This window comes from Flavobacterium tagetis (genome assembly GCF_016735615.1).
GTDB classification, from domain to species: domain Bacteria; phylum Bacteroidota; class Bacteroidia; order Flavobacteriales; family Flavobacteriaceae; genus Flavobacterium; species Flavobacterium tagetis.
The window spans coordinates 364,380-384,413 of record NZ_JAERSF010000002.1 but is presented as its reverse complement, the minus strand read 5'-3'; the positions used below and the strand labels follow the sequence as shown (position 1 = coordinate 384,413).

The window sequence follows — 20,034 nt, the reverse complement described above, 5'->3', positions numbered from 1 at the left end:
TGATAAAAAAATCGGCAGAAGTTTATATTCTGCCGATCATCCAAAATAAAAATTAATCATGAAACTTCTATTTTTATAAATTATTTCCAATCTGGCATTGAAGCATTTTGGAACAAAGTTGTCCTTGTTGAGCTATTAGACACACTTGTTTTTTGAATATTTTTGGCAGATAAACCATCATTTGATGTATTCACAAATATTACCTCTGCCTCGTTTGGCGAGAATTTAACATCCAAATCATTAAAACCGTTTTCTTTTTGTGAATCTAATTCTGCCGAAGCATTTGTAGCCACAGTGTAAATAAATATTCTGGAATCTAATCTTCTATAATCTGAATTTTCAAACCCAGAAACATCTCTAGTGTATATAACTTTTGAATTATCAATAGAAATGTCAATTCCGCTAGCACCTCCAGTTACTCCAGAAAGCACTTGGTACAAAACATTTCCACTCATATCAATTGCGTAGATTTCTACACTATAGCCAGAAACATCATTTACTTTCAAAACAATCTGGCTTCCATCGCGACTCCATTCACATTCAGAAATAAATTTACCGTTTGGTGTTTTAAACAACTGAATCAAACCTGATCCGTCTGAATTTATACGGTAAAGTTTATCAAAATTCGGATAAATTAGCTGACTTCCGTTTGTACTCCAAGAATAGCTCACATTATCCATATTAAAGCCCGCAACTGGTATAAAATTGGTGATTTTTTTAACATCTGTACCATCAGGATTCATACTGAAAATCTGGTATAAAGATCCGTCAGAACTTATATAAGCAATTCTGTTAATACTTAAATTTTTTCTTGGTCTAAAGCTATTTACCTCAGCCGAAGATAATTGAAGCTCATTTCCATCTTCATCTGCCGTAAAAATAACATTGTTGTTTTTTATTTTTTTGACATACATAAATCTTGGATTTGGAAAGGCCAATGTTCTAAATGAGTTCGTTACACTATTTATAGGTTTATTTATTCCGTCACTAACTGTTACCTGCCAGTAATATTTGGTACTAAAACTTAAATCCTTAATATTTAAAGTTGTTGTTTTAAGATCAGAATATGTTTTGACCTCATCAGTTGTTCCATTTTTTACTGTAACTGTATAAGTAAGCGGGTCACCTTCAGGATCTTTGGCTGTCCAAGTCAGATCAAGGCTTAAAGCCTGGCCAGTAACATTGTCTGCAGGTGCTGTAAGTACAGGAATTTCTGGCGGTTTATTAGTGGCAGTTGATACTTCTAACTCAAAAATGACTTCGATTTCAATATCTTTTTCTATTGTCGCAGGTACAAATCTAGCAATGAAACCATCTTTTTGAGCCTGAAAAGCATATTTCCCGGCGGGCACATTTTCAATTGTAAAGTAGCCATCTTTATCGGTATAAACTGTACTCGTAGTGGGATTCGAAGAAACACGCGCATTTTCGATTCCCGTATATGCTCGCACATCAACAACTCTCCCTTTTATTTTTCCTGTTCCTGTTTCTTCAAGCTGTTCTTCACTACAAGACATCAGAAGAATAAAGCACGCCAAAATTTTTAAACCTATTTTCATTTGAGACATATTTTTATTAAACCTTATTTTGTATTTACTCCTATAATTAATTATTCCATAAAAGCCTTAAAATATTATGAGAGTCTACTATTTTTTCTTGTAATTGTTGCTTTTGGGAAAATAATAGGTCAATCCTAAACCAAACCGCCAGTAATAATCGTCTCGAATACCGCTAACTAGGTAATCTACATTATCACTAAAAGGAACATTAAACTCACCAAAGGCTTTTATGCCTAAATAATTGGTTGCTAGATATTCTACTCCAGCGCCGCACTGAACTTTACTGGCTATATTTTCGTATTTTTTATTGAACTCAATTCCGGTTCCTGCAAAAACATATGGAGTAAATACATCACGAGGCAAAACCAAACATTCTAAATTGATATCTAAAGAAAGATATCCTACGTCAAGCTTATTTTTATTTTCCAGCCAAAATGCATTTGATGAAGCACTTAAAGCAAGTGTTGGTGTAAAGAAAAATTTTGCAGCACCTCTAATTAGTGGCCTCGGAACTGGATTCGGATAATCTCCTTGTATTAATGCAACTCCTCCTGAAGCTTCAATTCCAAAACGTGCTCTTCTTTCTGTCAGCTTTCTATCATATAATTGTGCTAAATCGGCTTCGCTTCTTTCTCTGTCATATTCAGCCACAAAATCATCAACTTGTTTTTGAGGCGCATTTACTTCCCAAAGTTTGTCTTTTATTCCATCAACAATAAGTCCTTCAACCGCTTTTTCAATAGCTTCTGTCACTGCCATTTGAATAGGTTCATTTCGAGTAAAACCTGTTTCAACCTCCAAAAGTCTGTTTAGATTTACATATCTAAATAAACTAGCATCAATACTTTGGGATAGAATCGTTTTAGAAACATACACTGTATTTAATATTTTCCCGTTTGAAGTCGAAACCAACCTTAAATACACCGTAACTCTATCTTGTCTGTATTGCGTTGAACCGCCTGCACCAAAATATCGGGCACCAAAACCGCCTGTAATAATATTGGTATCATAAGAAATAATACCTCCTTCAAGCAAAACTCCTGCAAACAAAAGCGGTGTTAAGACAGCTTCATTTGGTTCTGTTTTAGAAGCGTATTCCTGACGTGTAGAACGAATAATATTTCTTTCGTTTAAAAGATTCCCCAAATTTTCGCGCTCTATGGGCACAAACCATTTTGAATCTTGCAAGGCTTTTATTAAAATAGAAGTGGCTCCTTGTGTAACGGCCGTACTAAAGGTGCTTCCAAGTTCAGTAGGTTTGTATTGCCCTGTCTGATCTTTAAATTTATATACACCTACAACTATCTGCTCTTTGGGTTTTGGCATTTCGACCAATTTGGCTGTAGCTGGAGTATTTTCTCCATATACAGCTTTCTGCACTCCCACAGGCTGATTAAAATATGCTCCACAACCTGAAAGTAGACAAATTAATAAAAATAGAAAAAGGGGACTTTTATTCATAATCTCACTTATTTAAAATAATACTTGAACCTTTTTTCGTAGACAAACCGAAACTTATTGTCCTGGAAGAATTACTTGTGTCTGCTCACCCGTATCTGTATCTAAAACATCGACAACAAGTCCTAAATTAGAATGGTAAATATCAATAGACAGAGTTCCAAAAACATACGTCCCTGGCGAGAGTGAACCATTGCCTGTTCCTGTACCGGTACCAGTTCCCGTGCCGGTACCAGTGCCATTTCCTGTTCCTGTACCGTTTCCAAATTGATTATCAAACAATGAATTAGAAAGTCTGTTTAGCAACTGATTATTCAAATTACTTTTGAAACGCTCCAAATCTGTCTGCTGCTTATAGCCTGTATTTGTATTATCCTTATAATCATTTTGAGCTTGAGCCGAACTGAGTAACCACGGATAATTAAATGTATCTCCTCCAAAATTGGGGTTTGCGGGCTTATAAGCAAGGTTTTGAGCAATAGAAATTGTACTAAAACCTAATAAGCATAGTAATAAAGCTATAGTTTTCATATAGACACTTTTTAGTTTAAACATCAAATAATAGTAAACTCTGTATCGAAAAAATATACTCAATACTCAATTTTAATATTGAGTAATCATTTTGCTTTGTTTTTCTTGATCTTTAAAATACTTAAACAATTTTGAAGCCGCAGAATCGGCCATGTATTTTAAAAAATCTTCTTCAGGACGCGAATAAAACTCCTCTATAACATCACTATCTACCAATATTGAAATTTTTGTTGTTCGTGCAAAAGACAATTCTTCTTGAACTGTTACAATTTTAGTAGTGTGAATCTTCAGTTTAGAATATTGGGCATAAAACATGTCATAAAAATCATTTCCAAGCTTCGTTTTGGTATCATTGGTTACAATTCCAACCATTTCTATGCCGTCAACAGGAAGAGATTTTCCTGCGTCAGATTCTGTTTCTTCTCCAAAAACAACTCGGTCTTTGCCAATTATGGCATCTTTTTCATCATAAATCAATAACATTACGATCACTTCATCTTCTTTGGTATAATTGACTTGCGTTTTTGACAATTCAATTTTTTGAATGGGTTCTAATGTTGCTCTACCGTTTTGTGCATTGGTTGATTTATTTGAACTTGATTTGTTTTTTTTGAATACACTTAGTTTATATGAAATATTCTTAAACTCTGATTTTAAATTTTCTGCAGTTCCGGTTATAAACAATAAATTTTCTATTTCTTTGATCTCAATTTTCGCTTTTACCTCTTTGTTGTACTCCGCTTGGCAAAATCCGTTTTCCGAAAAAAAGATAAAAAAAGATGCAACAATTATGTTTAAATACTTTTTCATGGTCTTAGCGATTGAATACGTAAATTGTACCAGAATTTCCAGACTGATTAATGATCATATCTTTTGATATTGAATTTGATCCCGTACTGAAAATCGTTAAATTATTGCCTTCCTGATTGACTTTCATTGCTTCGGCTCCGCGAGAGTATGATGAAACATCACTTATATAATTGTTATTACCTGACTGTATATAGGATTGATTTATTTCGTCTGATTTTTTGTAGACATTCATGTAGTTGTTGTTACCAGTTTGCTGTGCAGTTACATAGGCATAATTACTGATAATATTGAAATTGGCCTGATTGAAGTTGCCAATTTGGGTGATTTTGACTATATTATGACTAATAATATATTGATTTGTGCTTTTGTTTTGATTGCGATTGTTGGATTCATTTAAAGCTATTGCATAATCATTCATATTCCCATCAATAGATTGCGAGAACATACTTTCTATACTTAGTAGAAATAAAATGATTATTACAATACTTTTCATAATTTTTTAAATAATAAAAAAAGGAAGAACTGATAAATCTAGTTCTTCCTTTTCTTGTTTTTTTAGTTTGCCTGTAGCACTACGCTGCCATTTAAGAAACCAGCTTGAGTAACAGTACTAACATTTCCCCATCCTAATTGTGCTGTCAAAGCATAGTTAGCAACTCCATATTGATCGATACTTGAATAGTTTCCAATTCCAATTTGAATTGTTGAAGCTGAATTGAAGAATCCTTCTTGATAAGTTTCAGATTCGTTGCCAAGGCCAAATTGATAAGCAGAAGCATCGTTACCCCAACCAACTTGAGTTGCAGTAGAACTATTAAAGAATCCGATTTGTGTTAGATCAGCATTATTGTCAATTCCAAATTGAAAAACTGTAGCACTATTTCCTAAAAGTGGTCCTTGGTCAATATCAGAAGTATTTCCCCATCCAATTTGTGTAACTGAAGCAGAGTTTGCAACGCCTAATTGATCAATAGTTGATGAGTTATCAACACCTATTTGAAGAACAGATGCAGAATTTAAAATACCATCTTGGTGAACATCTGAATCATTTGATCCAACTTGAACAACTAATGCTCCATTTAATAAACCAGTTTGGTCAACATTACTAGTGTTTTGTGCCACGGCAACACCTACAAACAGCATCGCGGAGATGCTTAAAATTACTTTTTTCATAATAAATATATTTAATTGGTTATTAATACAAATTATTATGTAGGTACAATATGCAGGTTTCAGAATTGGGAAAAAGGTGGGCTTTAAAACAAGTTGCTAAAAACAAAATCTAAATTTATTTTCTCAACTTCGAGATCAAAATTAGAAAACTTTATTGAAAACAAATTCAAGTACAAATACCTATTTTACAAGATATTAACCTCTTTTCGATAAACTGTAAAACTATCTCGATGAACTGCCAAAATCTTCAAAAATTTTCATAAGAAAAAAGAGACTAATTACAATTTATTTACATTTAAGCCTATATCAGCAGCAAAAAACCTCTACCTAATCCAATTTTTTAATATAATCTCAAAAAAAAGCCTGTCTTTTTGAGACAGGCTTTAACAAATTGTTATATTAGTATTACTTGGTAAACAATAATTCTCTGTATTTGGTCAATGTCCAGCTTTCGTCATCGACTAGTAATTCTAATTTATCGCAGTGATTACGAATTTCATCAAAATAGGGTTTTACATTATTGCAATATGCTTCTGCCATTTTTTGAGCATCTGTCAATTGATTAGCTTTCTTTCTTTCGTTTGTCATGGCCAACACTTTAGAATTGATTCCTTCAATATGACCTGAAATCTCTTTAATTAAAACAATTTGTTCTTTAGCTAAAGCTTCAAACTCTTTTGCAAAGATTTCTTTTAATCCTTTTACATTATCAATTAAGGTATTTTGGTAACGAATTGCCGTAGGAATTACATGGTTTCTCGCAATATCACCTAAAACTCGTCCTTCGATTTGGATTTTTTTAGTGTATTCTTCCAACTCGATTTCATAACGCGCCTCAGCTTCAACATGATTAAAGATTCCTAATTGCTCAAATAAATCTAACGCTTGCTTAGAAACCTTAGCCTTAATAGCTTCTGGAGTTGTTTTAAAATTACTTAAACCTCTTTTTGCTGCTTCTTTTTCCCAAGCTTCGCTATAACCGTCTCCTTCAAAAAGGATTTTTTTAGATTGTTTGATGTATTCTCTTAAGACATTAAAGATCGCATCGTCTTTTTTCATGTCTTTATTTTCAATCAAGTTCTCTACTTCATTTTTAAAGTCAATTAACTGTTTTGCCACAATCGCATTTAAAGTCGTCATTGCGTTTGAACAGTTTGAATTTGAACCAACTGCTCTAAACTCAAATTTATTTCCTGTAAAAGCAAAAGGCGAAGTTCTGTTACGATCTGTATTATCTAATAATACATCTGGAATTTTACCAACAACATTTAATTTCAAGTCTGTTTTTTCTTCTGGTGAAAGTTTTCCTGTTGTTACGCTTTCTAATTCAGATAAAACTTTACTTAATTGCGCTCCAATAAATACAGACATAATTGCTGGTGGCGCTTCGTTTGCTCCTAACCTATGATCGTTACTTGCAGTTGCGATAGAAGCTCTTAACAAAGTTTCGTTATCGTTTACTGCTTTTATTGTATTAATAAAGAAAGTCAAAAACTGTAAATTGCTCATTGGCGTTTTACTCGGACTCAATAAGTTAACTCCTGTATCTGTTGCCAATGACCAGTTATTGTGTTTTCCCGAACCGTTTACTCCTTTAAATGGTTTTTCATGAAATAATACTTTAAAGTCATGACGCTCTGCCACTCTCTGCATAACGTCCATCAATAAAGAATTATGATCTACAGCAAGATTCGTTTCCTCAAAAATCGGAGCTAACTCAAACTGATTTGGCGCTACCTCGTTGTGACGCGTTTTTACCGGAATCCCTAATAACATACATTCCTGCTCCAAATCTCTCATATAAGTAAGAGCGCGAGTTGGGATAGATCCGAAATAGTGATCGTCTAACTGCTGTCCTTTTGCAGAAGTATGCCCTAATAATGTTCTTCCTGTCATCATTAAGTCTGGACGAGAATTTGCCAAAGCTTTATCAATCAAGAAATATTCTTGCTCCCATCCTAAAGTTGCTGTTACTTTTTTTACGTTTTTGTCAAAATATTTACAAACTTCTGTAGCCGCTTCGTCAATTGCAGATAATGCTCTTAATAACGGAATCTTGTTATCTAAAGCTTCACCAGTATAAGCAATAAATACTGTCGGGATACATAAAGTTGTACCATATATAAAAGCTGGAGAAGTCGGATCCCAAGCTGTATAACCTCTTGCCTCAAAAGTATTTCTGATTCCGCCGTTTGGGAAACTAGATGCATCTGGCTCTTGCTGAACTAATTGTGCCCCGCCAAATTTTTCAACTGGGTCGCTTCCGTCATAAGAAGTTTCAAAAAAAGCATCATGTTTCTCTGCCGTTGTTCCTGTAAGAGGCTGAAACCAATGCGTATAATGTGTCACACCTTTTGCCAAAGCCCATTCTTTCATTCCCATCGCAATATAATCGGCTAACTTTCTGTCTATTTTAGTACCGTGCTGAATAGCATCTCTTACTCCTCTAAAAGCATCCGAAGTTAAATATTGCTTCATTGCTTTTTCATTAAACACATTTGAACCAAAAAGATTTGATTTTCGGCCAATTTCTTCAAAGTGCACCGGCTTTCTGTTAGAAGCTTCTTGTAAAGCTTGGAAACGTAATGTTGACATGGTTATATATATTTTAAATTCGTAATAATTTTCATTAAAAAATGATCAGCAAATATAAACAATTAAAAAACCTATTTGGAATATAAATTTTAGATTTTTGAAATAGAATTTCTCAACATAAAATGCTTTTTTCGAAGAATAATGAATTCAAATCACAGAAATATAACAAAACTGTGCGGTAATATTGATTAAATAAACATTTTTTCATAATTCCTTAACTCAGAAATTCAAAAATGTGCCGTAATTATTACGAATTTGTTTTTTTAAGGTTACCAAAATTGCTTTTTTTGAAATATACCCCTATCAAAATTATGCTTATCCAAAAAATTATAGTTCATAAAACAAAATAGCCCCCTAATTTTTGGGACTGAAAAAATAAATCTATATTTGACCCAACGAAAAAAAACAAAAAAATTAATTTATATTATTATGGCTAAAATTAAGTTAGAGTACATTTGGTTAGATGGATATGAACCAACTCAAAATCTTAGAAGTAAAACTAAAGTTGAAGAGCACGAAAACTTCAAAGGAACATTAGAGGAACTTGGAAATTGGTCATTTGATGGTTCATCAACAAGACAAGCTGAAGGTGGATCTTCTGACTGTTTATTAGTTCCAGTTGCAATCTATCCAGATCCAACTCGTATCAACGGATGGTTAGTAATGTGCGAAGTTATGTACGCTGACGGAACACCACACCCTTCTAACGGTAGAGCTACAATTGATGATGATAATGATGATTTTTGGTTTGGATTCGAACAAGAGTATTTCATCATGGATACTAAAACACAACTTCCACTTGGTTTCCCAGTTGGAGGATACCCTGCTCCACAAGGGATGTACTACTGTTCAGTAGGTGGAAAAAACACACACGGTAGAAAATTAGTTGAAGAGCATGCTGACTTATGTATCGCTGCTGGAATCAACTTTGAAGGAATCAACCAAGAGGTTGCTTGCGGACAATGGGAATTCCAATTATTTGCTAAAGGAGCTAAAAAAGCTGGAGACGAAATTTGGGTTGCTCGTTACCTATTAGACCGTTTAACTGAGAAATATGGTTACTATATCGAATACCACCCAAAACCTCTAGGAGATACTGACTGGAACGGTTCTGGTATGCACGCTAACTTCTCTAACACAGTTCTTAGAACATGTGGTTCTCAAGAAACTTACGAGAAAATCTGTGAGGCTTTCCGTCCTGTTACAAAAGAGCACATTGCGGTTTACGGAGCTTACAACGATCAGCGTTTAACTGGTAAACACGAAACTGCTTCTATCAACGATTTCTCTTATGGAGTTTCAGACAGAGGATGTTCTATCAGAATTCCTTTAATGACTGTTCAAAAAGGTTGGAAAGGTTGGTTAGAAGACAGAAGACCAGCTTCAAACGGAGACCCTTACAAAATTGCTGCTAGAATTATCAAAACTGTTAACTCAGCAATATAATTCAAAGCTTAAGTTATATTCTTAAAAAGTGCCATCGTCATTGTTGGCACTTTTTTTATGCATTAAGCCCGATAGGTTTTAAAAACTTATCGCATTTACACAAGAAAAAAAACCTATAACTTTATAATACTTAACACTTTACAAATAACAAATATTACTTAATTTTAGGATTAAATTTAATTTTTAAGTTAAACTTCAAAACTTATCTTTGTAAATCATTAAAAAAATTCATTATGATAGTCTGGTCACTCTTTTTACTTGCTGTAGTTTTTATTCTTGCTTTAGACTTAGGTGTCTTCAACAAAACACCCCACATCATTAGTACTAAAGAAGCCAGCAAATGGACTTTGGTTTGGGTTACTTTATCATTCCTTTTTTCAGGAGTAATTTATTGGCTGTACACCACAGACTATATTGACAATCCAGACAATTTGAAACCGGCTGTTGCTTCAATGAAGTTTATTACTGGTTATTTGATCGAACTTTCGCTAAGCGTAGATAACATCTTTGTTATTGCTATTATTTTTGCTTCGTTTAAAATTCCGCAAAAGTATCAGCACCGTGTTTTATTCTGGGGAATCTTAGGCGCTATTGTTTTCCGCGGATTGATGATTTTCTTCGGAGTAATGTTGATCAATAAATTTGCTTGGACAACTTATGTATTTGGAGTTTTCTTAATATTTACTGCTATAAAAATGCTTTTTTCTGGAGAAGAAGAAGATTTTCACCCAAAAGATTCTTTTATCTATAAAGCTTTAGGTAAAATTATGCCGATTACATCAGAAACTGATGGAGAGAGATTTTTCATTACAACCAAAACTGCAAAAAAAGCGGCTACCCCATTATTTGTAGCTTTAATCGTTATTGAAGTTATGGACGTTTTATTTGCTGTAGATAGTGTTCCTGCAATTCTTGCTATTACTAAAGATCCGTTTTTAGTATTCAGTTCTAATATTTTCGCAATTCTAGGATTACGTTCTATGTATTTCTTCTTAGCAAATATGCTGGCAAAATTCAGTTATTTAGAATACAGCTTAGTTGCTATTTTAGCTTTCGTTGGATTAAAAATGCTTTTACACGATTTCTTCCACGTCCCAGAATGGGCTTCTTTAGGATTTATTGCTTTATCTCTTCTAGTGGGAATTTTGGTTTCTCTAAAGTTCGGGCCTGAAAAGGTTTTAAATGATTCGTCAAGCGAAGAATAATTAGTTACAAAACTTATATTAATAAAAAAAGGAAATCGTAAGATTTCCTTTTTTTATTATGAATCTTTTATTTATTTTATTACTTTTCTTATAATTTAACATTAAAAATTACAGAAATTACATATAAATATTCAATTTAGGCTTTTAATTTAAATTTTTGTCATGAAAAAAAATTACTTATTCCTCATTGCAACATTAATGCTTAATGCATTAATGTTTGCACAAACCGTTACCTTAACACCCACAGCGGTAAACAACACCAATGTAAACTCTGGACCAATCAATCTAGCTTCTGTACCAACTTCGACTGTCTCACTAAATATTAAAGTCGAAATTCCGAGCAATGTTGCCGTTAATGATCAAGGAACAATAACAGTTTATTACTCAAATTTAAGCACAACAAACGCGAATGTTGCAGCTGGTGGAAATGGCGGTAATCTATATTTTGGCAGTGGAAGAACTGCAGTCGCAAGTATTATTATAAATTTATATTGGAGTGATTTCCTAACTTCCGGCGGATTTATTTTTGCTGAATATAAAACATCTGCAGGCACATCTTACAGAAGTTCGAATTTAGCCGTAATTAAAAACCCAACATTGAGCGAAGGAACCACTCTAAACCCTCCTGCCGATGCTCCAAATCCAACAAAAATTGTTAATACATTATGCTGCAATCAAACTGTTCGATTAGGTGAAAGACCACAACCTATAACTGGTTCTCAATTTTTAAATCCGTATGCACGAGAACCTTACGGCATTAACACTAAATGGGAAACAAATGGCACTCCCCGTCCACCTGCCATTACAAATTTAGATAACACCAATCAGAGTTTAACTTTAGATTATACAACTGCACTTGGCAGTTTTACCGTAAAAAGAAGTTTAGGATATGTTTACGGTAATCAATACCCAAATACAAGTAATACAATAAGTATCACTGTAATCAAATCACCAATGTCAGAAAACACAATTTCAATTGACGGGCCATTTGATTCAAATGGTTTTGCAGAAATAATAACTTCAAATCCAAAAATTGTAAGCGGATCTAGTCCGAAAATAAACTTAGCGCTTTTGCAAAATCCCAACCATACTGAACAAAGAGGAGACAACGTTGTTGATGTTGACAGATACGAATGGGAATATACAAAAACTAATCTTATAGATTGGAAAACTTTAGAAAACGAAAACTCTCCAACATTAAATAATTTCATACCGAATGATCTTGAAATTAATGAAGACAACTATTATTTAATAAGACGAATTGCGGTATATCAGAACATAAAAAAAGGAAGCAACGAATTAAAAATATTAGTTAGAACAATTAGATACAATAATACTATATGCTGCGATCAAACTTTAAAAATATCATCTCCGACTCAAATTGAATCTCCAGAATCCTTGAACAGCTCATCTATAATTTTTGACCCAAATATTGTTACGCCACATCAATATTACATTTCATATCAATGGCAGCTCCAATTACAAGGGAATCGAACCTCTGATGCTTGGCAAAACATAACAGGAGCAACAAATAAAGATTATATGCCAACACAATCATTAGAAATTATTTCAGATCCTAGAAGAAATACTTTAAAACTAAAAGAAAGTTATAATTACAGAAGAATTGCCCAAGTAATTTACAGTGGTTATGATGAAAACAATAAATGGGTATCAGGAACAGTTAAAAGCTATAGTAATGAAATATACATATCATCAACAACATTCAATAGTAAACTAATGGTTTACCCTAATCCAGCATCAACAACTTTAAACATTGAACACTCAAGCCTAAATTTGACAAATTCAACTATAAAAATAATTGATGCAATGGGAAAAACCGTTAACCCAAATAGTTTTTCAATATTATCTCCAAGTTTAGCAACAATAGATATTTCTAATTTACTAGGAGGAATATACTTTATTACTTTACAAACCAGTTCGTACAGTATTCAATTAAACTTCATAAAAAATTAATCAAATATTTATAAAAAAAAGGAAATCTTACGATTTCCTTTTTTTTATTGATTATTGAACTAAATCTAGTTTAACTTCTTAACGTTACTATCATCAATGTTATATTTCTTAATTACTTCATAATAATCAAGTTTACTTACAGATTTCCCAGTAACAATAGGATCAAAACCAGGAACAACTACAATGCGAAATATCTGATTGACAACGAAATCAGGCGGAATAGGATTAGCACTCAACCCATAACCTTCAGTAAATATTCTAACATTATCCTGAGTAAAATCAAACTTGTAAGTAAAGTAAAGACCTCCATCATTGTAATAATGCGAATCAGGAAGAGGAACCCATATATCACGATTAGTTTTAGGATCAGGCCCATCATATCTATATACCAAAACAACATCGCCTAAGTAAGTTTGCGATTTAAAATTAAAATAAATCTCGGAATTAGCAGTCGCACTAAAATTTACTTTTTCAATTTCAAAAACTTCAGCTGCAGCAGGGCTGCCTGGAGGTCCTGGAGGGCCTTCTGGCCCTTCACAGCTAGAAAATGCAATTAAACCGATAACTGCAAATAAGGTAAGTATCTTTTTCATAATTATTTTTTTAAAGGATTATACTATAAAGGTATTCCAAAAATTAAACCAAAAAAAGCGATTTGCCTTATTTTGACACAAAAAGAACCTTATTTTTTCGTAGTGCCTTGATTTTTAGCCAGTATTTTATTAAAAAATAAGACGTGATAAGGAAGCGAATTTTCCCAATAATCCCAAGTATGTGCTCCTGGACGTTCTGTATAATCGTGGTCAACTTTATTGTAAACTAATCTTCTGTGTAATTCTCGGTTTGGTTCAATCAAAAAATCGTCTACTCCGCAATCTATTATTAGTGGCAATTTGTTCGACTTAATTTTATCAGCCATTCTTAAAACAGAATTTTGCTCGTACAATTCGGTGTTTCCGCTTTTGTCTCCAAATACAGGTTGCATTAATTTTACAATCTGAGCCGAAGAATCTCTATTCAACATCGTGCTCATATCTACGGCTCCGCTCATACTTCCCGCTGCACAAAACAAATCGGGATGTCTGGCCGACAAGTACAATGCACCGTGTCCGCCCATAGAAAGTCCTGTTATTACTCTTCCGTTTTTACTAGCAATAGTTCGGTACGTTTTATCTATCTTCTGAATAACTTCCTGCGTAATAAAAGTTTCAAACTGACTTTCTTTATTTACAGGACTATCAATATAAAAACTAAATGTCTCTCCTTCTGGCATTACAATAATCATATTGTATTGATCTGCCAGATTATGAACCAGCTTTTTATTTGGAGTATTTTTTAACCAATCGCTAAAATGTCCATATGCACCATGCAACAGATACATAACCGGAAAAGCCGTTTTACTTTTTGCATAAGAATTTGGCAAAACTACCGCCGCTTTATAGGTTTTTCCCATTGCGGTACTGGCAACTTGAAGTGTGTCTACTTTTGCAGCGTATGTCATGGTGGTAAGACAAAGCAAAAATGCAGACAAGAGCATTTTAATTTTCTTCATTTTGATATTTTTTTTCTGATTAGGGTTTGTAAATATAACTTTTTTCAGAATAAAATATATGAAAAATCCGACTTGCTTTGGAGTAAAAAAAGATAGCCACGAATTCACGAATTAATATTAAATAGAATTCGTGAATTCGTGGCTAAAAAAATCAAGCTAAAACTAGCTGATTATAATCTTATGTTCATGACGGTATTGCGAAGCGCTTTTACCTGTATATTGTTTAAACGATTTACTAAAGTGGCTAAAATTATTGAAACCGCTCTCATAGCAAACTTCATTAATACTCATAGGCTGTTCTGCCAAAAGTTTAGAAGCATGCACTAGACGATATTCATTTACAAACTCAGTAAATGTTTTGTTTGAAATCTTTTTGAAATAACGACAGAAAGATGGCGTAGTCATACTGACCAAACTAGAAACCTCATCTATAGAAATAGATTCCTGAAAATGATCTTTTACAAAATTAAAAACCACATTCATACGATCATTATCCTGCGTTTGAAGTTCCATAGAAAATCCGTCTGCATTTAATATGGTATATTCCTCAGCCGATTCTAATTCGTCTAAAACACTTAAAAGCGTTATCAATCTTTGAAATGGCGGTTCATTTTCCATCATTTCAATTTTTTTTCCGATACGTTTTTTCGTTTCGCCGCCAAAAGCAATTCCGCCTTTAGCTTGTTTTAATATGTTCTGAACTTTTTTCATTTCGGGAGCAACAAAAAAATCGCTTCCTAAAAATTCAGGTTTTATATGAATTACAGTTTCAGTCGTATTTCCTGTCTGCTCATTTGTAAAACCGCAATGCGGTAAATTAGCTCCTATTAAAAGTAAACTACCATTGGTATAATAAGAAACATGGCTTCCTATTTGTCTTTTTCCAGCCCCACCATTTATATAAACCAACTCAATTTCTGGATGATAGTGCCATAAATGAGCTTTGCTATTGGTCTTTTCGGCGTGTTTAGTGTAGGTAAAAGAACTTCCGTATGAGTTAGTTATCACTTCAAGAGCTGGGGCAATAGTCTTCATGATAATTTCTTTAAAAAATAATAGCAAATTTAACAAAAACACCTAAAATAATTTAAATTTTAACCTACAACGGTTTCGTAAATGCGAATTTTACATTAAAATAACGTTCTTAATACTGAAAAATTCATATCAAAATTGGCTTTTTTTTAGGGTCTTATTTTTTTTCCTCACTTTTTTTCTATTTATCCTATTTAAAACTTGATTTTATACAGATTCAGTAAAAATTGTAAGAAAAATAGAAAATTTAAGAAGTATTCGGTTTTTAAAAAACTTTGAATAAAAACAATCAAATTAACAAAAACACAACATTAAAGTCAAATTTTAACATATAACGGTTTCGTAAATGAGAATATAGCATAGAAATTGGAAAATATAGATGTTAAAATACCACATATGCTGCTATAACTTTGCATCAGAGAAATGAAGGAAAAAAATTTAATACTATAGAATATGAAAAAGATAATGAAATTAAGTTTAGTATGTGCAGTACTTCTAACTGGAATGAGTACTTATGCAATTGATGGAAATGAAGCGTTAAATCTTCACGTATTAAAAGGAAATGGCAAGGTAATTGCTTTTGGAATTAATCAATTACAAAAAGCAGTTATTAGTATATATGATACAAATGGTAATTTAATCTATACTGAAAACGCTTCTGGTAAAACTGGAATCTTAAGAACTTTCAGTTTAGAAGAATTTCCACAAGGAAAATACATTTTAGAAGTTTCTGATAACTTCAAAAAAGTACAATACGATATCACTGTAAACGCTAACAGTTCTGTTTTGTCTTCAAAAGGAACTTCTGTTTACTAAGAAAATATTAAGGTTAAGTGCAATTTCTTCACGGCACTTAAAACTTTATACTCTAATACAGTATAAAAAGTGAGGTTAGATAGTTAGTAAGTTAAAAACTTTCAAAAGTTTTAAAAACAGCTCTTTGTGGTTACTGAGCTGTTTTTTTTTGCTCTTTACTTTTTTATTTTAACCGCAAAGAACGCCATGATTTACGCAAAGTTCGCAAAGTTTTTTTATAAAGCTTTGTGAACTTTTTTTATTCTATAAATTACTCAAATAAACCTTTGTGAACTTTGCGTGACCTCTGCGCCCTTTGCATTACAACACACAATCCAAATAAAAACTTAGAATCTTAGAAACTGAGGATCTTAGTATCTCAGAACCTTAGCATCTTTACAATTCCTACATTTTTTAAAGAAATCTTTACCTCAATGTAAATTAAAAATTATCAAAAACATTAAAAAATAATAAGCGTTTTAATAAAAACGATAAATATAATTCAAATTTTAACCTATAACGGTTTCGTAAATGAGAATATAGCATCGAAATCAGCAAATATAGTATTGATTTTTTACTTACAACTGAAGTAATTTAGCATCAGAGAATTAGAACTATTAATTTAAAAACTAAATACCATGAAAAAGATTATTAGATTGAGTTTAGTAGCAGCGTTGCTTTTCACAGGAATCAGCACATATGCAATTGATGGAACAGCAGATTTTAACCTGCATGTAATTAAAGCTAATGGTAAGATGATCACTTTTGGTCTTAACCAAACACAAAAAGCTTACTTAGCAATTTACGACAAAGATGGATCTCTAATTTATTCTGAAACTGCTTCAGGTAAAGATGGAATTTTAAGAACTTTCAGTCTAGAAGAATTTCCAGAAGGAACTTATTTCTTAGAAGTAGAAAACGATACAAAAAAAGCAAAATACGAAATCACAATAACTGATGACTCTTCTGTTTTATCTAAAAACGCTGTTTCTTCAGTTTACAAAGCAGGTTTTGCTAAAAATACAAGTGTGGCAACACGCTAAAAAAGTTTATGCTTTCATAAAGTATAAAAGTGAGGTTAGATAGTTAGTAAGTTTAAAAACTTTCAAAAGTTTTAAAAACAGCTCTTTGTGGTTACTGAGCTGTTTTTTTTTACCACAAAGTTTTTACCGCAAAGCTCGCAAAGATTTACGCAAAGTTCACAAAGTTTTTTTTACAAAGCTTTGCGAACTTTTGCGTTTTTATAAATCTCTTGTATAACAATTCTTCGCGCTCTTAGCGGTTAAATCCACTCAAGATATGTAAATAAATTCTTAATCCAAAGTAAATTCAAAACCAAGAAAAACATTAAAAAATAATAACTGAATTAACATAAACACTGAAAATAATTCACATTTTAACCTATAACGGTTTCGTAAATGAGAATATAGCATAGAAATAAGAAAATACAGTTGCGCTTTTTTAAGCAATACATAAGTAATTTAGCATCAGAGAATTAGAACTAATAATTTAAAACTTAAGTACCATGAAAAAGATTGCAAAATTGAGTTTAGTAGCAGCGTTGCTTTTCACAGGAATAAGCACTTACGCAATTGATGGAAATGGAGAATTTAATCTTCATGTATTAAAAGCTAATGGAAAACTGATCACTTTCGCACTTAATAAAGTACAGAAAGCCAATTTAGCTATTTATGACAATGATGGAACTTTAATTTATTCTGAAAGCGCATCTGGAAAAGATGGTATCTTAAGAACTTTCAGTCTAGAAGAATTTCCTGAAGGGACTTATTTCTTAGAAGTAGAAGACAGTACAAAAAGAGCAAAATATGAAATTACAATTAATGATAATGCATCTTTATCAAAAAATGCGGTTTCATTAGTGTACAAATCAGGTTTTGCTAAAAATTCAAGTGTTGCTGCCCGCTAAGAATTTCTACGCCCAAAAAAGGTATAAATCGAGGTTAGAAAATTTAAAAATGACGTTTTAAGAAACAGCTCTTTGTGGTTATAGAGCTGTTTTTTTTGTTTAGGTATAAAAGCAAAATCGTCAAACAATAAATTTTCTGAAAATTATTCTTATTAATTCCAACTCTTTGATTTTAAGTGTTAAAAAATGTTTTCTAAAAATAAATCCGTAAGCCCAGTAATTACGTACATAGTTCAAACAAAATGCAGAAATAATTACAATTCAACAACTTAAGCATTTAAAAATGCCATTTTATTGCTAAAAATTAAATTTGTATTTGTAGTTTTACGCGTTCCACATTTAGTAATTAACAATTTAAAAAAAACATGACAAAATTTACCAAAGCTGGTTTAGTTGCTGCCTTTTTTTTAGCGACTGTGTTTACCTACGCCATTGATGGAAAAGGTGATTACATTTTAAATATCAAAACAGGAAACGGAAAAGTAGTTAGCTTTACTTTAGACACTGTAGAAAATGCATCTTTCTCTATCTACGACGAGAATCACAACTTACTTTATGCGGGAGAATCTGCAGCAGACAAATTGGAAGTTTCAAAAACAATTAGTTTAGAAAGTTTTCCTGCTGGAACTTATGTTCTTGAAGTGAAAGCAAACGACAAAGTTGCGAAACACGAAATTAAAGTTGCTGCTAAAAAAGTAAAGACTGTAAAGTTAGATCAATCTGTTAACCAGAGTCCATCTTTCCGTCGTTAATTTTTTGCCCCCTAAGAATTAGAAAAGTAGCTCGTACCAGGAGCTGCTTTTTTTGTTTTCAGATTTTTTCTTTTCTAAAGTCTGAGCCTATTTTTACCAGATTCCAAAAAAGTGTCGCTTCCGATGTAAAAATTATTTCCTCTGATTCTTTATAGACAGAAGAATGCATAAAAGCATAAATATAATCTAAGAAATCTATCAGCTTGAAACTCTGCCGATATTCTGGACGCACTTCTTCGCTGTTAGCAAAACATACATTTCTAGATTCTTTTTCTTCTAAAAAAAGTAAACCTAGATAATCTGAAAAGGTTTTAACGACATCATTATTTACAATTTTTGTTTCTGAAGTTCGTTTTTGAAATAAGGCATCAAAAGAAAAAGATGACTCAGTATTGATTTGTTTTATTTGTGAAATACAAAATTCCAAATCTGCATCATTTGGATATTCAATTTCGCTTTTCTCATTCTGTAAAGCCTCTATTCTATTCAAATAATCTTGTATCGTCATTTTGATTTTCTTTACTCATATAAAGTTATTACATTAAATGAACCCATAAATCATTTTCTGCGAAAACATTTACAAAGCGTTAAAAATCAATTGATTTTGAAAAGTGCAATATAACGGGTTTATTTAAAAAACGTCGTCAAAAATCGGTTCATATTGCTGATTTCCATATATTTGTACACTAAAATTGCATTAAGCATACAATAAAAATAAATAACTGAAGTTTATAATTGTTTTATAGCTGTTTCTTGCAGTGAAAAGATTTTCAAAAACAATTAATGAATACGATTAAATACCACAACCAAAACTAAAAACCTATGCAGAAAAAACTAGCTATTTTAGTATTGTTAATCGTATTTTCATTTCGTGCAGCTGCGCAAAATGAAACCTATTATAAAACCGATAAAGTCGGCGAAAAATACGCTTATATCGACGTGATAAAAACCTACGAAAGGGTTGCTGCAAAAGGATACAAATCTGTAGACTTGTTTCAGAAACTAGGAAATTCTTCTTACTCGAATTGCGAACTTGAAAAAGCAGCCGAATGGTATACCAAACTTTTTTCTCTTACCACAGATTTAGAACCTGTATATTATTACCGCTATGCAGAATCGTTGCGTTTTATTTGTGAAAACGCAAAAGCTGACGCCCTTATCGAAAAATTAAAGCGTAAACCTAAAACAACGATAAAAAAGAAAGTTTAATTTCTTGAAACATATA

Annotated in this window: 19 protein-coding genes; 8 read left to right on the top strand and 11 right to left on the bottom strand. The window is 32.3% G+C overall.

Features of this window, described 5'->3' with window-relative positions; translation table 11 throughout:
- Nucleotides 1-80: 80 nt before the first annotated feature.
- The 7 genes from JI750_RS09075 to JI750_RS09045 form a co-directional block, all read right to left on the bottom strand.
- Nucleotides 81-1,559: a carboxypeptidase regulatory-like domain-containing protein gene (locus JI750_RS09075; protein ID WP_236673005.1), complete on the bottom strand. Its 1,479-nt coding sequence runs from the start codon at nucleotides 1,557-1,559 to the stop codon at nucleotides 81-83.
- 87 nt (nucleotides 1,560-1,646) lie between these two features.
- Nucleotides 1,647-3,020 carry a CsgG/HfaB family protein gene (locus JI750_RS09070; RefSeq protein WP_202000571.1) on the bottom strand — a complete coding sequence of 458 codons (1,374 nt, stop codon included), beginning with the start codon at nucleotides 3,018-3,020 and terminating at the stop codon, nucleotides 1,647-1,649.
- A gap of 54 nt (nucleotides 3,021-3,074) precedes the next feature.
- Complete coding sequence (locus tag JI750_RS09065) at nucleotides 3,075-3,548, bottom strand: curli assembly protein CsgF (RefSeq protein ID WP_202000568.1); 474 nt, start codon at nucleotides 3,546-3,548, stop codon at nucleotides 3,075-3,077.
- Between the two features lie 72 nt (nucleotides 3,549-3,620).
- Complete coding sequence (locus JI750_RS22010; protein WP_236673003.1) at nucleotides 3,621-4,358, bottom strand: CsgE family curli-type amyloid fiber assembly protein; 738 nt, start codon at nucleotides 4,356-4,358, stop codon at nucleotides 3,621-3,623.
- A gap of 4 nt (nucleotides 4,359-4,362) precedes the next feature.
- Nucleotides 4,363-4,851 (bottom strand): hypothetical protein, encoded by a 489-nt coding sequence (locus tag JI750_RS09055; RefSeq protein WP_202000565.1) that lies wholly within the window; start codon nucleotides 4,849-4,851, stop codon nucleotides 4,363-4,365.
- A gap of 62 nt (nucleotides 4,852-4,913) precedes the next feature.
- A complete protein-coding gene (locus JI750_RS09050; protein ID WP_202000563.1) occupies nucleotides 4,914-5,531 on the bottom strand; it encodes a hypothetical protein in 618 nt (205 codons plus the stop codon).
- A 405-nt stretch (nucleotides 5,532-5,936) separates the two neighbouring features.
- Nucleotides 5,937-8,126, bottom strand: coding sequence for a glutamine synthetase III family protein (locus JI750_RS09045; RefSeq protein WP_202000561.1), 2,190 nt, complete (start codon nucleotides 8,124-8,126; stop codon nucleotides 5,937-5,939).
- 429 nt (nucleotides 8,127-8,555) lie between these two features.
- On the opposite strand from JI750_RS09045, the gene JI750_RS09040 reads away from it, so the two are divergent.
- The 3 genes from JI750_RS09040 to JI750_RS09030 all read left to right on the top strand — a co-directional run bounded on the left by JI750_RS09040 (nucleotide 8,556) and on the right by JI750_RS09030 (nucleotide 12,751).
- Nucleotides 8,556-9,572 (top strand): glutamine synthetase beta-grasp domain-containing protein, encoded by a 1,017-nt coding sequence (locus JI750_RS09040; protein ID WP_111424307.1) that lies wholly within the window; start codon nucleotides 8,556-8,558, stop codon nucleotides 9,570-9,572.
- 233 nt (nucleotides 9,573-9,805) lie between these two features.
- Nucleotides 9,806-10,777, top strand: a complete 972-nt coding sequence (locus JI750_RS09035) for a TerC family protein (RefSeq protein WP_202000559.1) — start codon at nucleotides 9,806-9,808, stop codon at nucleotides 10,775-10,777.
- A 162-nt stretch (nucleotides 10,778-10,939) separates the two neighbouring features.
- A complete protein-coding gene (locus JI750_RS09030) occupies nucleotides 10,940-12,751 on the top strand; it encodes a T9SS type A sorting domain-containing protein (RefSeq protein ID WP_202000557.1) in 1,812 nt (603 codons plus the stop codon).
- A gap of 65 nt (nucleotides 12,752-12,816) precedes the next feature.
- Here the strand turns inward: JI750_RS09030 and JI750_RS09025 are convergent, their stop codons facing one another.
- From JI750_RS09025 to JI750_RS09015, 3 genes are all read right to left on the bottom strand, one after another.
- Nucleotides 12,817-13,344 (bottom strand): hypothetical protein, encoded by a 528-nt coding sequence (locus JI750_RS09025; protein WP_202000556.1) that lies wholly within the window; start codon nucleotides 13,342-13,344, stop codon nucleotides 12,817-12,819.
- Nucleotides 13,345-13,433: 89 nt separating this feature from the next.
- On the bottom strand, nucleotides 13,434-14,303 hold the full coding sequence (locus tag JI750_RS09020) for an alpha/beta hydrolase (RefSeq protein WP_202000554.1): 870 nt from the start codon (nucleotides 14,301-14,303) through the stop codon (nucleotides 13,434-13,436).
- Nucleotides 14,304-14,465: 162 nt separating this feature from the next.
- Nucleotides 14,466-15,338 (bottom strand): AraC family transcriptional regulator, encoded by an 873-nt coding sequence (locus JI750_RS09015; RefSeq protein ID WP_202000552.1) that lies wholly within the window; start codon nucleotides 15,336-15,338, stop codon nucleotides 14,466-14,468.
- 450 nt (nucleotides 15,339-15,788) lie between these two features.
- Here JI750_RS09015 and JI750_RS09010 point away from each other — a divergent pair, with 450 nt between their 5' ends.
- The 4 genes from JI750_RS09010 to JI750_RS08995 all read left to right on the top strand — a co-directional run bounded on the left by JI750_RS09010 (nucleotide 15,789) and on the right by JI750_RS08995 (nucleotide 18,809).
- Nucleotides 15,789-16,151 (top strand): T9SS type A sorting domain-containing protein, encoded by a 363-nt coding sequence (locus tag JI750_RS09010; protein WP_202000549.1) that lies wholly within the window; start codon nucleotides 15,789-15,791, stop codon nucleotides 16,149-16,151.
- Nucleotides 16,152-16,768: 617 nt separating this feature from the next.
- Nucleotides 16,769-17,173, top strand: coding sequence for a T9SS type A sorting domain-containing protein (locus JI750_RS09005; RefSeq protein WP_202000546.1), 405 nt, complete (start codon nucleotides 16,769-16,771; stop codon nucleotides 17,171-17,173).
- 482 nt (nucleotides 17,174-17,655) lie between these two features.
- A complete protein-coding gene (locus JI750_RS09000; RefSeq protein WP_111422214.1) occupies nucleotides 17,656-18,057 on the top strand; it encodes a T9SS type A sorting domain-containing protein in 402 nt (133 codons plus the stop codon).
- Nucleotides 18,058-18,422: 365 nt separating this feature from the next.
- Entirely contained in the window at nucleotides 18,423-18,809 is a 387-nt protein-coding gene (locus JI750_RS08995) for a T9SS type A sorting domain-containing protein (protein WP_111375919.1), read from the top strand.
- 58 nt (nucleotides 18,810-18,867) lie between these two features.
- On the opposite strand, the gene JI750_RS08990 is transcribed toward JI750_RS08995, so the two are convergent.
- On the bottom strand, nucleotides 18,868-19,317 hold the full coding sequence (locus tag JI750_RS08990; protein WP_202000544.1) for a hypothetical protein: 450 nt from the start codon (nucleotides 19,315-19,317) through the stop codon (nucleotides 18,868-18,870).
- A 314-nt stretch (nucleotides 19,318-19,631) separates the two neighbouring features.
- On the opposite strand from JI750_RS08990, the gene JI750_RS08985 reads away from it, so the two are divergent.
- The gene (locus JI750_RS08985; protein ID WP_202000542.1) at nucleotides 19,632-20,018 is read left to right on the top strand and encodes a flagellar motor protein MotB; all 387 of its coding nucleotides are present in this window, start codon (nucleotides 19,632-19,634) and stop codon (nucleotides 20,016-20,018) included.
- Nucleotides 20,019-20,034 lie beyond the last annotated feature (16 nt).